The sequence below is a fragment of the Erythrobacter donghaensis genome, from assembly GCF_001557325.1.
In the GTDB taxonomy this organism is placed as follows: Bacteria; Pseudomonadota; Alphaproteobacteria; order Sphingomonadales; family Sphingomonadaceae; genus Erythrobacter; species Erythrobacter donghaensis_B.
Window position 1 is genome coordinate 16,769 of the sequence record NZ_LSJS01000044.1, and the last position, 12,411, is coordinate 29,179.

12 protein-coding genes are annotated in these 12,411 nt (G+C 69.8%); all 12 read right to left on the bottom strand.

The genetic code is table 11. The features are described from left to right. Nucleotides 1-65: 65 nt before the first annotated feature. Entirely contained in the window at nucleotides 66-2,393 is a 2,328-nt protein-coding gene (locus tag AX692_RS19935) for a glycosyltransferase family 2 protein (protein WP_196490039.1), read from the bottom strand. Further along, nucleotides 2,390-2,779 carry a GtrA family protein gene (locus tag AX692_RS01155; protein ID WP_073974117.1) on the bottom strand — a complete coding sequence of 130 codons (390 nt, stop codon included), beginning with the start codon at nucleotides 2,777-2,779 and terminating at the stop codon, nucleotides 2,390-2,392. Before AX692_RS01155 ends, AX692_RS19935 begins: the two co-directional genes overlap by 4 nt. Beyond that, entirely contained in the window at nucleotides 2,776-4,848 is a 2,073-nt protein-coding gene (locus tag AX692_RS01160) for a hypothetical protein (protein ID WP_155644921.1), read from the bottom strand. The genes AX692_RS01155 and AX692_RS01160 overlap by 4 nt, the downstream gene beginning before the upstream one ends. Further along, entirely contained in the window at nucleotides 4,841-5,998 is a 1,158-nt protein-coding gene (locus tag AX692_RS01165; protein ID WP_230959462.1) for an FAD-dependent oxidoreductase, read from the bottom strand. Before AX692_RS01165 ends, AX692_RS01160 begins: the two co-directional genes overlap by 8 nt. Then, entirely contained in the window at nucleotides 5,995-7,014 is a 1,020-nt protein-coding gene (locus AX692_RS01170) for a hypothetical protein (protein WP_073974120.1), read from the bottom strand. The genes AX692_RS01165 and AX692_RS01170 overlap by 4 nt, the downstream gene beginning before the upstream one ends. Continuing rightward, nucleotides 7,007-7,852 carry a sugar phosphate isomerase/epimerase family protein gene (locus AX692_RS01175; protein WP_073974121.1) on the bottom strand — a complete coding sequence of 282 codons (846 nt, stop codon included), beginning with the start codon at nucleotides 7,850-7,852 and terminating at the stop codon, nucleotides 7,007-7,009. Before AX692_RS01175 ends, AX692_RS01170 begins: the two co-directional genes overlap by 8 nt. After that, on the bottom strand, nucleotides 7,849-8,832 hold the full coding sequence (locus tag AX692_RS01180) for an NIL domain-containing protein (RefSeq protein WP_073974122.1): 984 nt from the start codon (nucleotides 8,830-8,832) through the stop codon (nucleotides 7,849-7,851). The genes AX692_RS01175 and AX692_RS01180 overlap by 4 nt, the downstream gene beginning before the upstream one ends. Nucleotides 8,833-8,983: 151 nt before the next feature. Then, nucleotides 8,984-9,370 (bottom strand): nuclear transport factor 2 family protein, encoded by a 387-nt coding sequence (locus AX692_RS01185; RefSeq protein ID WP_081095056.1) that lies wholly within the window; start codon nucleotides 9,368-9,370, stop codon nucleotides 8,984-8,986. After that, a complete protein-coding gene (locus tag AX692_RS01190; protein WP_066532098.1) occupies nucleotides 9,367-9,600 on the bottom strand; it encodes a biotin/lipoyl-containing protein in 234 nt (77 codons plus the stop codon). Before AX692_RS01190 ends, AX692_RS01185 begins: the two co-directional genes overlap by 4 nt. Continuing rightward, on the bottom strand, nucleotides 9,600-10,586 hold the full coding sequence (locus AX692_RS01195; protein WP_073974124.1) for an alpha-ketoacid dehydrogenase subunit beta: 987 nt from the start codon (nucleotides 10,584-10,586) through the stop codon (nucleotides 9,600-9,602). Before AX692_RS01195 ends, AX692_RS01190 begins: the two co-directional genes overlap by 1 nt. Further along, entirely contained in the window at nucleotides 10,586-11,554 is a 969-nt protein-coding gene (locus AX692_RS01200) for a thiamine pyrophosphate-dependent dehydrogenase E1 component subunit alpha (RefSeq protein ID WP_073977039.1), read from the bottom strand. The genes AX692_RS01195 and AX692_RS01200 overlap by 1 nt, the downstream gene beginning before the upstream one ends. A 26-nt stretch (nucleotides 11,555-11,580) precedes the next feature. Next, nucleotides 11,581-12,345, bottom strand: coding sequence for an SDR family NAD(P)-dependent oxidoreductase (locus tag AX692_RS01205; protein WP_073975221.1), 765 nt, complete (start codon nucleotides 12,343-12,345; stop codon nucleotides 11,581-11,583). Nucleotides 12,346-12,411: the final 66 nt, after the last annotated feature.

The window sequence follows — 12,411 nt, forward strand, 5'->3', positions numbered from 1 at the left end:
GCCGCGTCCCTTGGTGCGAGAATACGCCATTCTGCGCAGAGCGCCAAGCCAGAGCGCAGCGGTACTCAGCGGCTGAGGCGCAAGAGCGCGAGCGGGCACCCCGGGACGGGGGTGCCAGGGAAGGTCTCGCGGGCCCACGCCGCGCGGGACGGATTGGCGGCGAGCACATGGGTGACGCCGAAGCGGGCGGCGAAGGCGCGGGCGCCGGCTGCACCCAGCCGCCCCTCGGCGAGATTGCGCGGCGCCATCATCGCGGCGATCCCTCCCTGCGCCCCGGCACGCGCGGCGAACCTGTCGTCGCCGAGCACGAGCACGCGGGCCGCGGGCGCATCGGCGAGGCAGGCCTTGAGGACGCGGACATCGGCGGGGTCGTCGAAGGCGTCGGCGTCCGAGGCCTTCGGGCTGGCGAGGGCGAGCAGTGCCACCGCCAGCACGGCGATCGCTGCGGCGCCCCGGGCGAAGATCACCCGCTGGTGGAGCGCGCCGCTGCGGGCGATCCCCCAGCACGTCGCCGCCAGCAGCACCGCCCAGACGGCGGCGGCGAGATAGCGCTGCTCGACATAGCCGGTGAGCACCTGCGGACCGAGCATCAGGCCTGCGAGCACCGCAAACCCCGCCAGCACGCCGAGGCCTGCGCGCGGGGCTCGCCCGGTGCGGCACAGCCATGCCAGCGCGGCGGGCAGGGCGAGGAACACCGCCGCCACGAGCCCGAGCGGGCTCGCCGCCAGCCCCGCCGCGACGTAGGCCAGTCGCCCGAGGTTCCCTGCCACCTTGCCGCCCCACGCCAGCGGATCGTCGGCGAGGCTCGGCTGCGGGGTCGGCCACCAGTCGGTGACATAGGCGCGCGGGTCGAGCGCGGTCGCGGTCCCGGCATTGTCGGTCGCGAACGGCGTGCCGAGGGTCGCCAGCGACCAGGCGATCCAAGGCAAGACCGCGACCAGCGCGGCGGCCAGCGCCGTCAGGCCCTTCGCCGGAGAGCGGGTCAGCCAGGCGACTGCAAGCGCCACCGGCAAAGGCAGCAGCACGGCGTCGAAGCGGTTGAGCACCGCCAGCCCCGCGATCAGTCCGATCGCCGCCGCGCCCGCGAGGGTGATCCCCGCGCCCCGCACCAGCCCCAGCAGCAGCAGCCCGTAAAGCAGCAATTGCAGCGGGATCGTGCGCCCCGCCTGCATCTCGATCAGCAGCATGTCCGGCCCGGTGAGCAGCACCAGCGCCGCGCCGAGGCCGAGCCACGCCGCCCCCGTCACCCGCCGCGCGATGGCCTCCGAGACCAGCGCGAAGCCCGCGAAGGCGGCAAAGGCGAGGTAAAGCCCGGTCCGCGGGCCGGTGCCCAGCAGCGCGTCGGCCAGCGCGATCAGCGCCGGGGTGAGCGGCGGGAAACTCGCCGAATAGGGCAGGTCGCTGGCGTAACTGCGCCAATGGGTGAAGCGGTAGAAATCGCCGCCGAACACCGTCTGCGACAGCTCCCACAGCGCCCAGGAATCGGGCGAGTAGGGCGGCGCGGCGACCACCTTCCACAGCAGCGCCAGAAGCAGCGCGGCAAGCACCGCCACCGGCGCGCGCCACCCGGCTCTCGGGACGGCAGCATCGGGGGTGTAGCCCCCGGTGGCCGCGACGAAGGTCTCCTTCAGCAGCGCCAGCTTCGAGGCAAACCCGCCGATCTTGGTCGGCACCTTGCCATCGTCCGGATAGCGCCGCTCGACCGGCACATGCGCGACCCTGAGCCCGAGCTGCCCGGCGCGCACCGTCAGGTAGAACAGCAGGTTGTAGACCGAGAACACCTCGCGGAACGGCTGCACATCGGGGTGGAGCAGGTAGCGCGCGGAATAGGCGCGAAAGCCGTTGGTTGTGTCGGTGAACCAGTGCCGCCCGGCGAGGCTCAGCATCGGCGCGTGGATCGCCCGGTTGGCGATGGTGCGCTCGAGCGGGGTGTTCTCCGCCGCCCCGCCGGGCAGGTAGCGCGAGCCCTGGACGTAGTCGCAACCCTCCTCGAGCTTCGCGACCATCTCGGCCACCGCCGCGACCCCGTCCTTGCCATTGCCGTCGATGGTGACGATCCCGGCATAGCCCTGCCTGAGGCACCAGGCATAGGCCATGCGCAACTGGGCGGAGAGCTTGCCGGGCCCGGTCCTGGTCAGCACCGCGCGCACGCCGACTGCGCGCATGAAGTCTGCGTCGAGCGAGCCATCGGTCGATCCCCCGTCGGCGATAACCACGTCGACCGGCAGGCCCGCGGCGGCGATCCGGCGGAGCTGGCCGCGGATGCGTGTCCCCTCGTTGATGACGGGGATGACCAGCGCATGGCGGTGCTGGCGCGGGGCGTAGAGTGCCACTTCGTGCGCGGGCACCTCCCACGCGGTATCGTCGAGGATCGGGGGCGGCTGCACGGTCATGGCGTCTCTCCCGCAGGCGCGGCGAAGACCACCCACTTGGAGAGCGCGAAGTTGACGACGAAGGACCCACCTGCCCCTGCGACAAGGATCGCCAACGGCCACGCCCCGGGCAGCGCCCGTTCGAGCATGGCCACGATCCCCACGCGCACCGCCAGCGTCGCCAGCGCCACCGCGCCGTAAAGCGTTGCCCTCCGCGCCGAGAGCGGACCGGAGCGGAAACTCCACGTCTCGTGGATGACGTAATTCGCCGAGGCCGCCAGCGCAAAGCCGGTCGCTGCCGCGAGCCACAGCGGCACCCCGGCCCAGTGGTGGAGCGCGAAGGCGATGGCGAGGTCGAGGATCACCCCCAGCACCGTCACCGCGAAGAAGCGGACCAGCTCGCTCATCGGGCGCCTCCCAGATAGCGGGCAATGCCCTCGGGGAGCGGGGGGAGAGCGGCGAAATCGATTTCGGGGAGCACCTCGGCGGTGCAGCGCGCCCCGCCGATCGCGGAGCCGTCGAGCGTCTCCAGCGTCAGGCGGGTGGCGCGGCCCGGCGCGACGGGGGCCATCAGCGCGAGCGCCGCGACATTGGCGATGCCGTAGCGCGGGAAACCGGCCCAGCGGTCGGCGGTGTCACCGGTGTCGGGGGAGTCCTCGACCACGGTCAGCATCGCCCCGCGGCCCGTGGCGAACGGCGGCTCACGGGTGACGCTCACCGAGGCGAGGCCCGGCGCGCCAGCGGTGATTTCGAGCACCCGCCGCCCCGCCTCGCGCTCCGCGACACGGCAGTCGGCGAGAGCGGGGGCGGCGGCAGCGGCCTGGTTGCGCACCCACAGCACTTGCTGGTCATTGCGGGCGATGGGCGCGTAGTTCTCCCGGAGCGCCCGGAAGACGGGCCAGTTGGCGCGGGTCAGCCACCCCTCCCACCCGCTGTAATCGGGCGCGATGGTGGTGACGGCGGCGACATCCCTGTGTTCGACCAGCGCGGTAAAGGCGGCGCGCTTGCCCGGCCCCAATGCATGGATCAGCGAGCCGACATCGGCGGGGCTCTGCACCCCTGCAGCGATGTCGAGCGGGGAGGTGTAGACCGATAGCAGACGGCGGCTCTGCGGGACGCCAGCCTTATCCCACCCCGCCGCAAGTTTGCGCATCGCGGCGAGGTCTGCGGCATACTCAGGCGTCACGTAGAAGCCCAGCGCCGGGTCATAGCGGGTGCGGTCGGTGACCGACCACGCGGCAAAGAGGTGCACTCCCTCAGCCGCGATCATGGCGAGCGCGGTGAGGCCCGCCAGCGCAGAGGGTCTCGCCCTCGGCAGCCTTGCAAGCCCGCCCCTCGCCCGCCGCCACACCCCCGCAGGCAGGGCGATCAGCGGCGCGCAAGCGGCAAGCACGAAGGTGATGCCGTTGTACTCCGCCCCGACATGCCCGCCGATCTGCGGCACCAAGGCCGTGCCGAGCACGCTCGCGCCGACGAACAGGAAGGCGCTTCCCCGCACCGGCGCACTGCGGCGGCGCAGGCGCTGCACCGCCGCGAAGCCGAGGCAGACCGCCAGCACCACCAGCCCGAGCGCCGCCAGCGGATCGGCATGGACGAGGATCTGCGGCAGGTCGACGGGCGAGAGGATGCGCGTGTCTCGATCCCACGGGGCGAAGAACCAGAACTGGTCGGCGGCAACGTCGCGGAAATTGTATCGGAGCCACGGCCCCGGCGCGCCGTGGGTCACCGCCAGCAGGATCGCGCCGGCCGACGCCATGACGCCGAGCGCAAAGCCCGCGAGGGTCTTCGCCAGCAGCACGGGCCGCTCCCACAGCGCCAGCACCAGTGCGCCCGTCAGCGCGATGACCAGCGGAATCCCGGCATCGTTCGACCACAGGAGCCCCGCCCCCGCGACCAGCCCGAGCGGCAGGCCTCCGGCGAGCGCGCGGCCCTCCAGCCACACCCGCCGCACCAGCACCACGAAGAACGGGAGCACGAAGAACGGCAGCGCCCCGCGCAGGGGCCTGAGCGAAACGCCCGGGTCGAGTGTCGCAGGCCAGACCACCCCCGCCGTCTGCCCAGCCAGCGGCCCGGCACAATAGAACAGCGCCAGCAGCACCAGCGCCGCCTGCCAGCGCGCGCGGGGCGGGATCGGGCGGATCAGCCACGCGCAGGCGTAAACGCAAGCAAAGGCCCCCAGCAGCACCATCGTGTAGGCCGCCAGCGTCGAGGCGAACAGCGTCTTGCCGCCCGCCACAAACACCGGCAGCAGCGCCAGCACCATCGTGATCCCGAGATAGGACTGGAACGCCGTCCCCAACTGCTCGCCGCGCGCGAAATGGTCGAGCGCGAACCAGGTCTGGAGCGCGCCGTCGAGCGAATTGAGGCTGTGCGCGTGCAGCAGCCAAACCCCGCGCAGAGCGGCGAGCACCACGAACACCCCCGCGAGAGCGGCAAAGCCGCGCGAGCGCCCTCTCGGCCGGAGAACCTCAGGCATGGACGCGCCCGAACACATGCGCGGGATCGAGCACGGCGAACTCGCCGCCGCTGTCCTTCACTGCCTCGAACAGGTCGTAGATATTGTCGATCTTGCCGCCCAGCACCGAGATCACCCGGCTCGTCTCGGGCCTGCGGTGGTAGAGGATCGGCCGCCCGTCATCGCCCTCGTTCTTGATGAGGAGGGTCTTCACTTCGTAGATCGAGCGTTTGTATTCCGCTCCCGCCATGCACGGCAGGTAGAACTGCGCGTCGCGCTGCATGAAGACAAAGCGGCTCTCGGGCTCCAGCGCGGCGAAATGCCAGTAGGGATCGCGCGCCGCGGCATTGTCGGCCCAGCTGTCATGGGGCGTGTAGCGCACGTGGGTGAGCGAATAGAGCCGCTCGGCGGGATAGGGCATGGCCGAGAAGAACGGCCCGTCCATCACGGTGACGCCAAGGCGTTCGAGCTCGCGCGGGGGCTCGATCAGGGCGAGTTCGGCGATTTCGTGCTTGAGGCGCGCCGGGGGAAGTCCGGCCTTGGCCAGCACCGCGTTGATCTGGGAATAGGTGCTGTTGAAGGCGTAGCGCGCGGTGACTTCACTGCCGTCGGACAGCCGCGCCACCACGCCGCTGCGGCGGTCTTCCAGACCCACCACTTCGGTCGCCAAACGCACGTCGATCCCCGCCGCGGCCAGCCGCTCGCCGACCAGACGGCCGAGGATCTTGTGATCGAAGGCGACCTCGTGGCAGGCAAAGACCTCCTCGACCCTGTCAGGATCGAACAGCGCGCGGTGGGCGGGGCTGGCCACTTGAATGGGCGCGCCCATGTCGCGGAACATGCGGTGGAATTTCTTTGCCGTCACCTTCGAACGCCGCCGCGCGATGGCGTAGAGCATCTGGAAATCGCCGACCACGGCTTCGGGGAAATCGGCTAGGAAGCGGCGATGGAGCAGCATCGATTTCACCGCCGTCGCCGCAGAGCGCGGGTAGTGAAAGCCGGTGTGCACCCGCGCCTGGTTGACCCGCGAGGCGCGGCTCATCAGCGCCTCGCCTGCCTCCACCAGCAGCACGCGCGACGAAATCGAGCGCAGATACAGCGCCAGGCAGCAGCCGTAGAAGCCGCCGCCGATGACGATGTATTCGTAGGAGGTGCGCTCCCCCGCCATCATCCCTCCGCAGGCGGAGCCGGCGCCTCGCTCTCCAGCACCACGTTGAGATCGAAGGCGACCTGCTGGAACAGGTCGATGCGGTTGACCTCCTCGGGCACCAGATCGGCCTTGAGCCGGCGTTGCTGCTTGAGCAGGTGTTGCAGGCCGAGGCTGAGGCCGAGGGTCGAGAAGCCCATGAACACCGCGCTCACCGCCAGCATCGCGTTGGTCGTCAGCCAGCCCGGCGCAAGGCTGTCGACCAGCAGGACCGCGCCCACGATCCACCCGGCATAGGCAAGGCCCACCAGCGTCAGCACGCCCGAGGACACCGCCACCAGGGTCAGCAAGGTCGGCGTAAGGTAGACCAGCAGCGTCTGGAGCAGCGCCAGCCTGCGCCCGATGCCCGTAAAGGCGGTGCGGCCCTCGACATTGACCGCGGTGCGGAACCACTCGCGCGGCAGGCGCGGATCGCGCGGGGGGAAGCGCAGCGCGAGGCGCGGCTCGTCATGCGCGAGGAGGAGGTTCAAGAGCGTGCGCGGCACCGCGATCGACTGGAACTCGCTCGGGTCGACATTGAACCCGGCGAGCTTGCCGAGCGCGATGAAGGGCCAGGCGAGCAGCCGCTTGAACGGGCGCCGCGCCGGGCGGAAGGCCATCGTCACCGCGTTCTCGGCTTCCGCGAAATCGAGGAAGGCGAGCACGTCGAGCGCAGCGATCTCCTCGAGATTGCCGAGGATGACGAGGTCGCCGATGGCCTCCTCGGCTGCGATCACGCGGCGGTCGTAATATTCGGTGCCGCGGCGGACCACGAACAGGCGGGTGTTGGGCACCTCGCGGACGAGGTCGAGAAAGCCCGCGCGCTGGGTGTCGTCGACGACAAGGATGATCTCGCGGAAGCGGTAGGCACCATCAAGCCTGACCGCGAGGTCGCGGATCGCGGCGAAGGTGGCAGGGCCTGCGGCAAGCTCGGAGAAGCACACCGAGACCACCACGTCCTCGCGCGGTTTGCGGAAAGTGCCTGCGTCGGGCTCACGCATGGGCGGCCTCCATGGCGTCACGCGCCGCGGCAAGCGCCGCGACCGCACGGCGGACGGCGGCCAGGCCCTCGGGCGCGCGCTTCATCTCGATCGAGACGGCGCGGGCATATCCGGCGGCTTGCAGGCCTGCCAGCACCGGGGCGAGCGCAGCGGGATCGGCGGGCGCGGGGGCGAGGTCGGGCTCGCTGACGTGGACGTGCGACAGGCACGGCGCGAGGTCGGGCAGGCGCGCTGGCACAGTCCCGAAATCGCCGTTCATGTGCATCGCGCCCAGATCGAGGTGGGGAACGACCGCCGGGTGATCGACCAGCGCGACAAAGGCGAGTGCCTCGTCCAGCGTGTTGCAGAAATTCGTGCCATAGGCCGCCGGATTGGCCTCGATGGCAATGCGGGTGTCGGCGGCGGCGGCGGCATCGCCGAGCTTGCGGAACACCTCGGCGGCCTGATCGAGCGCGTCGTCCATCGCCAGCCCCTCGGGCACCTGGCGTTGCAGCGGCGAGCCGAACACGAGATTGGGAATGCCGAAACGGCCCGCCAGCGCAATGGCGCGGCGCATCCCGGTCTCGAAGGCGGCGCGGGCGTCCGGCCCCTCGAACAGCGCCGCGCCGGTGACGCCGAACAGCAGTGACTGCATCGAGACAAGGCTGAGCCCCGCATCCGCCATCTCGACCCGCGCGGCCCGCGCGCTGGCGGTGTCGGGGAGGAAAGGGTCATTGGCCGCGTGGAAGAACAGGCCCGGCGCGATCTCGAGCCCGGTGAAGCCCGCCTCGGCGAGGATGGCATAGGCCTCGAGGCGCTCATCGGGAGACCAGGCGATGTTGGACATGGCGAGGATCATGCCGCCTCCCCCCGCTGGCTGGCGAAGAAGGCGGCGAGATGATCGAGGGTTTCGGCAGCGCCGAACTGGTAGGGGCCGTGGGCCCCCCAGAGGTCGGCGTGGCGCGTGCGCATGTCCTCGCGGTGGAGGCGCGCAGGTGTCTCGGGCATGGGGCGGCCGGTCAGCCGCAGGTGGATGTCGGCGGCCACGAGCGGCGCGGGGGCGAGGTGGAGGTGGGTCAGACGCGCCGCGAGCGCGATGCCGATGTCCTGCCACAGGCGGCTGGTGGCGTAATACTGGTAGGTCGTCTCGCGGTGGTGAAACTGGGTCGCGCTGGCCCCGAGCGCGTCGAGCGCGGCCTCCAGCGCGGCGCGGCGCGGGTCGGCATTCAGCGCAGGCCGGTCGAGCTTGAGCAGGCCCGTCGCCGCGTCCGGGGTGTAGAGCGCCGCCAGCCAGCCGGACAGATCGCCGTCCAGCGCCGCCAGCAGGTCCGCGTGCCGGGCCTCGGTCAGCATCGAGGGAACGGGGTTCAGCAGATCGAACAGGAAATTCTTGCGCAGGCCGACGCCGAACAGCGCCGGCAGGCGGACGACGAGGCTGCCGGGGAAGCGCTCTTCCACGAATGCCTCGAGCGCGCGGCGGTGCCGGCCATAGGCGAGGGCCTGCTGATAGGCCGCAGTGCCCTCGTCATCGCCGCCTGCAAAGTCCGCCAGCACCGCGATCGAGGAAATCAGGACGAAGCGCTCGGCCTCGACGCGGGCAAGCCGCGCGATCAGCGCTTCGATGGCCGCCCTGTCGCGCTCGGGCGCGCGGTTGGCTTCGAGCATCGATCCGGGCGCGGCGGCGCAGACCAGCGTGCCGAACGCCCGGCCCTCGATATCGGCGATGTTGGCGCTGTTGAAGCGGGCGTCGAAATCTGTCTGGCGCAGCAGCGAGGCTCCGACGAAGCCGGTGTGGCCGATCAGGCCCTTGGGGGCAGGAGAGGCGGCAGGGGCAGTCATCGCGTGGGCAGCCGGGTGCTTTCGAGTCCGCAAGATGCGTCCCGCCCGGCCCGGCAGCCGCGAAGGGCCGCCGCACCGCCACGGTCCGCGCCCTTACGCGGTAATTAACATTGCTCTAGATTGGGTTAACCACCGTGGTCTCAGGCCGGTCTCAGACCCGCGCGGCGACCTCGGCTGCGTCGAAATAGTGGATGCGCAAGCTCCGCAGCAGCCCGTCCTCGAAGGTGCCCGCCTCGCAGATCGTCTGGGTGAAGGGCTCGGTGCCGTCCTTGGGGTGCATGGTGAGGCGGATGACCATCACCGCGTACGCGTCGCCCCCGGTGCAGTCGAGGATTTCGAGATCGGTATTCGCCCAGGTGCCGTACATTGCCGCGGCACAGCGCTGGAGCGCGTCCCTGCCCCGCCACTCGCCCGCGAATGGCAGGCTATTGGCCTCGTAGAGCACGAAATCGGGGTGGATCAGCGCCTCCACCGCCGCCCAGTCGCGGGTGCCGGCGGTGGCATAGACCTTCGCCAGCATGTCACGAGGTGAAGTCATTCCTCAATGGTGCCGATCAGATCGCCGACCTTGTAGACCGCGCCTTCCTCGCCGGTGGGGCGGATGATCCCGGAGGCCTGGGCCTCGATCTCGGTGGTGCTCTTGTCGGTCTCGACGGTGTAGATGATGTCGCCCTTCTCGACGCGCTCCCCGTCGCCGAACATCCATTCGACGAGGGTCATTTCGACGGCGCTCATGCCGAGCTTGGGGATGCGGATTTCGGATGCCATCAGAGCTTTCCTACGCTCGCCTTGATCTGTTCGACGATCTGCGGCTTGGTCGGGATCCACGCCTGTTCCAAGTGGCTGGCGAAGGGCACCGCCGAGAAGGTCCCGCCGATGCGCCTGACCGGCCCCTTGAGGTCGTCCCAGCACTTTTCCTGGATGTTCGCCGCCAGCTCCGCGCCGGTGCCGAAGGGGCGGACCGCCTCGTGCAGGGTCAGCGCGCGGCCGGTCTTGCGGACGGACGCGAGCACGGTCGCCTCGTCGTAGGGGGCGATGGTGCGAAGATCGACGACCTCGACGCTGATGCCTTCCTTCGCAAGGTCATCCGCCACCGCCAGCGCATCGAGCACCGTGCGGCCATAGGTGATGATCGAGATGTCGGTCCCCTCCCGCGCGATCGCCGCCTTGCCGAGCGGGACGCGGTAGCCCGGGCCGGGATCTTCAGCCTTGAGGCCATAGCACAGGATATTCTCGATGAAGATGACCGGATCGTTGGCGTCGATGCTCGCCCGCAACAGCCCGCGCGCGTCGGCGGGGTTGCTCGGCGTCACCACGTGGATGCCTGCCACGTGGGCGAACCACGCCTCGAGCATGTCCGAGTGCTGCCCGCCGAAGCCGACGCCGACGCCGGTGGTGGTGCGGATCACGATCGGGCACGGGGTCTGCCCGCCGCTCATGAACCTGAGCTTGGCCGCGTGGTTGACGATCTGGTCCATGCACACGCCGACGAAGTTCATCAGCATGATCTCGGCAATCGGGCGCTGGCCCGCAAGCGCCGCGCCCACTGCCGCGCCGACGATGGCCGTCTCGGAAATCGGCGTCGCGCGGATTCGGTGTTCGCCGTATTTCTCGGTGAGCCCTTGGGTGACCTTGAACACCCCGCCGCCCTGCTTGGCGGAAACGTCCTCGCCGAGGCAGAAGACGCCCGGATCCTCCGCCATCGCCTCGTCGATCGCGAGGTTGAGCGCCTGGGTCATGGTGATCTGGGCCATCAGGCGGTCTCCTCCAGCACGTCCTTGTAGATTTCGTTCACGTCCGGCAGCGGCGCGGCGAGCGCGTGTTCGACCGCGGCGTTGATCTGCGCGTCGATGTCGGCGACGATCGCGTCGAGCTCCTCTTCGGTGAACTGGTGCTCCAGCATCACCTTCCTGAGCTTGGGCAGCGGGTCCTCGGCCTTCATCTCGGCGATGTGCTCGGGCGGCATATAGCTGAAGTCGGCGCCGAAGAAGTGGCCCATCATGCGGTAGCACATGGCCTCGACCAGCGTCGGCCCCTCGCCGCGGCGGGCGCGGTCGACCGCTTCCTTCACGGCAGGGTAGATCTGGTGGACGTCGTTGCCGTCGACGGTGACGCCCGGCATCCCGTAGCCCGCCGCACGACTGGCGATGTTGGGGCTGTCGGTGTGATCGGCATAGGCCGTGTGTTCGCCGTAGCGGTTGTTCTGGCACAGGAACACCACCGGCAGCTTGTAGAGCTGGGCCATGTTCATCGCCTCGTGGAAGCCGCCGATATTGGCCGCCCCGTCGCCGAAGCTGACCAGCGTCACGCGGCCATCGCCGTTGTTCTGGCTCGCCATGGCGAGGCCGTTGGCGATGGGGAGGCCGCTGCCGACCACGCCGGTGGTCACCATGATCCCGGTCTCGGGATCGGTGATGTGCATGGTGCCGCCCTTGCCCTTGCAGGTGCCGGTCGCCTTGCCGAGACATTCGCCCCACCACTTTTCCATCGGGATGCCCTTGGCGGTCTGCTCGCCCTGCCCGCGATAGGTGCAGACGACGTAATCGTCCTTCTCCAGCGCCGCCATCGCCGCGGCCGAGACCAGCTCCTGCCCGCGCACGCAGTAATACATCACCGCGACCTTGCCGCCCATCAGCAGCTCACGGAACTTCTCGTCGGTGCGGTTCACCTTCATCGTGCGGGTGTAGATGTCGAGCAGCTTGTCGCGGTCGATCTGCGCCATGTGTTTACGCCTTCTTGGAGGGGGAGTTAGAACTGGACGCGCTGCGTGAAGCCGCCGTCCACCACGATGTTCGCGCCGGTCATGTAAGGCACCGCGGGGCTCGCCACGAAGACGATCGCCTTGGCAACCTCGACCGGCTCGCCGAAGCGGCCCGTGGGCATCTTGGCGAGGGTCGCATCGAAGAGCGGCTTCATGTGCTCCTCGATGATCTCCCAGTTGCCGCCCTTGTAGTAGATCGCGCCCGGGCTGACGGTGTTCACGCGGATGCCCTTCGCCGCCATCGCCTGCGAAAGCTGCGAGGCATAGGTGATCAGCGCGGCCTTGATCGCGTTGAAGGGGTTGGGGGCGATGAAGGTCTCGAGCGCGGCGGTGCTCGACAGCATCACGATCGAGCCAGTGCCCGAGGCCTCAAGGTAAGGCGTGAGCGTCTCGACCGCATAGGCCGCGCCCTTCAAGTCCATGTCGAGGCACGCCTGCCAGTCCCCCGCCCCGCCGGTGCCCGAGGCGGACGCGGTGTGGACAAAGATGTCGCACCCGCCGAGTTCGGCGACGGCCTTCTCCAGCCACGCCTGGTAGGCCTCGGTGCCCGACGCCATGTCGAAGACTTCGGCGAAGACCTTGCCCGGCCCGGCCGCGTCGATCTCGGCGACGGCTGCGGCGATCTTGTCTTCCTTGCGGCTGAAAAAGGCGACGTCGGCGCCCTCGGCCGCAAACAGCTTCAAGGACTGGAGGCCAAGGCCATGCGCCCCGCCGTTCATGATGACCTTCTTGCCCTTCAATCCCAGATCCATGACGCCTCTCCCCGGCATTTGCTTGTGGCCTGAGGGGATAGCCGAGTGGGGGGGCGGGGCGTATCG

Bases quoted from the DNA above. Each gene is read 5' to 3' on its own strand.
- AX692_RS01195 (WP_073974124.1), bottom strand. From the start codon at position 10,586: ATGGCCCAGATCACCATGACCCAGGCGCTCAACCTCGCGATCGACGAG.
- AX692_RS01155 (WP_073974117.1), bottom strand. From the start codon at position 2,779: ATGAGCGAGCTGGTCCGCTTCTTCGCGGTGACGGTGCTGGGGGTGATC.
- AX692_RS19935 (WP_196490039.1), bottom strand. From the start codon at position 2,393: ATGACCGTGCAGCCGCCCCCGATCCTCGACGATACCGCGTGGGAGGTG.
- AX692_RS01180 (WP_073974122.1), bottom strand. From the start codon at position 8,832: ATGACTGCCCCTGCCGCCTCTCCTGCCCCCAAGGGCCTGATCGGCCAC.
- AX692_RS01200 (WP_073977039.1), bottom strand. From the start codon at position 11,554: ATGGCGCAGATCGACCGCGACAAGCTGCTCGACATCTACACCCGCACG.
- AX692_RS01185 (WP_081095056.1), bottom strand. From the start codon at position 9,370: ATGACTTCACCTCGTGACATGCTGGCGAAGGTCTATGCCACCGCCGGC.
- AX692_RS01170 (WP_073974120.1), bottom strand. From the start codon at position 7,014: ATGCGTGAGCCCGACGCAGGCACTTTCCGCAAACCGCGCGAGGACGTG.
- AX692_RS01205 (WP_073975221.1), bottom strand. From the start codon at position 12,345: ATGGATCTGGGATTGAAGGGCAAGAAGGTCATCATGAACGGCGGGGCG.
- AX692_RS01175 (WP_073974121.1), bottom strand. From the start codon at position 7,852: ATGATCCTCGCCATGTCCAACATCGCCTGGTCTCCCGATGAGCGCCTC.
- AX692_RS01165 (WP_230959462.1), bottom strand. From the start codon at position 5,998: ATGATGGCGGGGGAGCGCACCTCCTACGAATACATCGTCATCGGCGGC.
- AX692_RS01160 (WP_155644921.1), bottom strand. From the start codon at position 4,848: ATGCCTGAGGTTCTCCGGCCGAGAGGGCGCTCGCGCGGCTTTGCCGCT.
- AX692_RS01190 (WP_066532098.1), bottom strand. From the start codon at position 9,600: ATGGCATCCGAAATCCGCATCCCCAAGCTCGGCATGAGCGCCGTCGAA.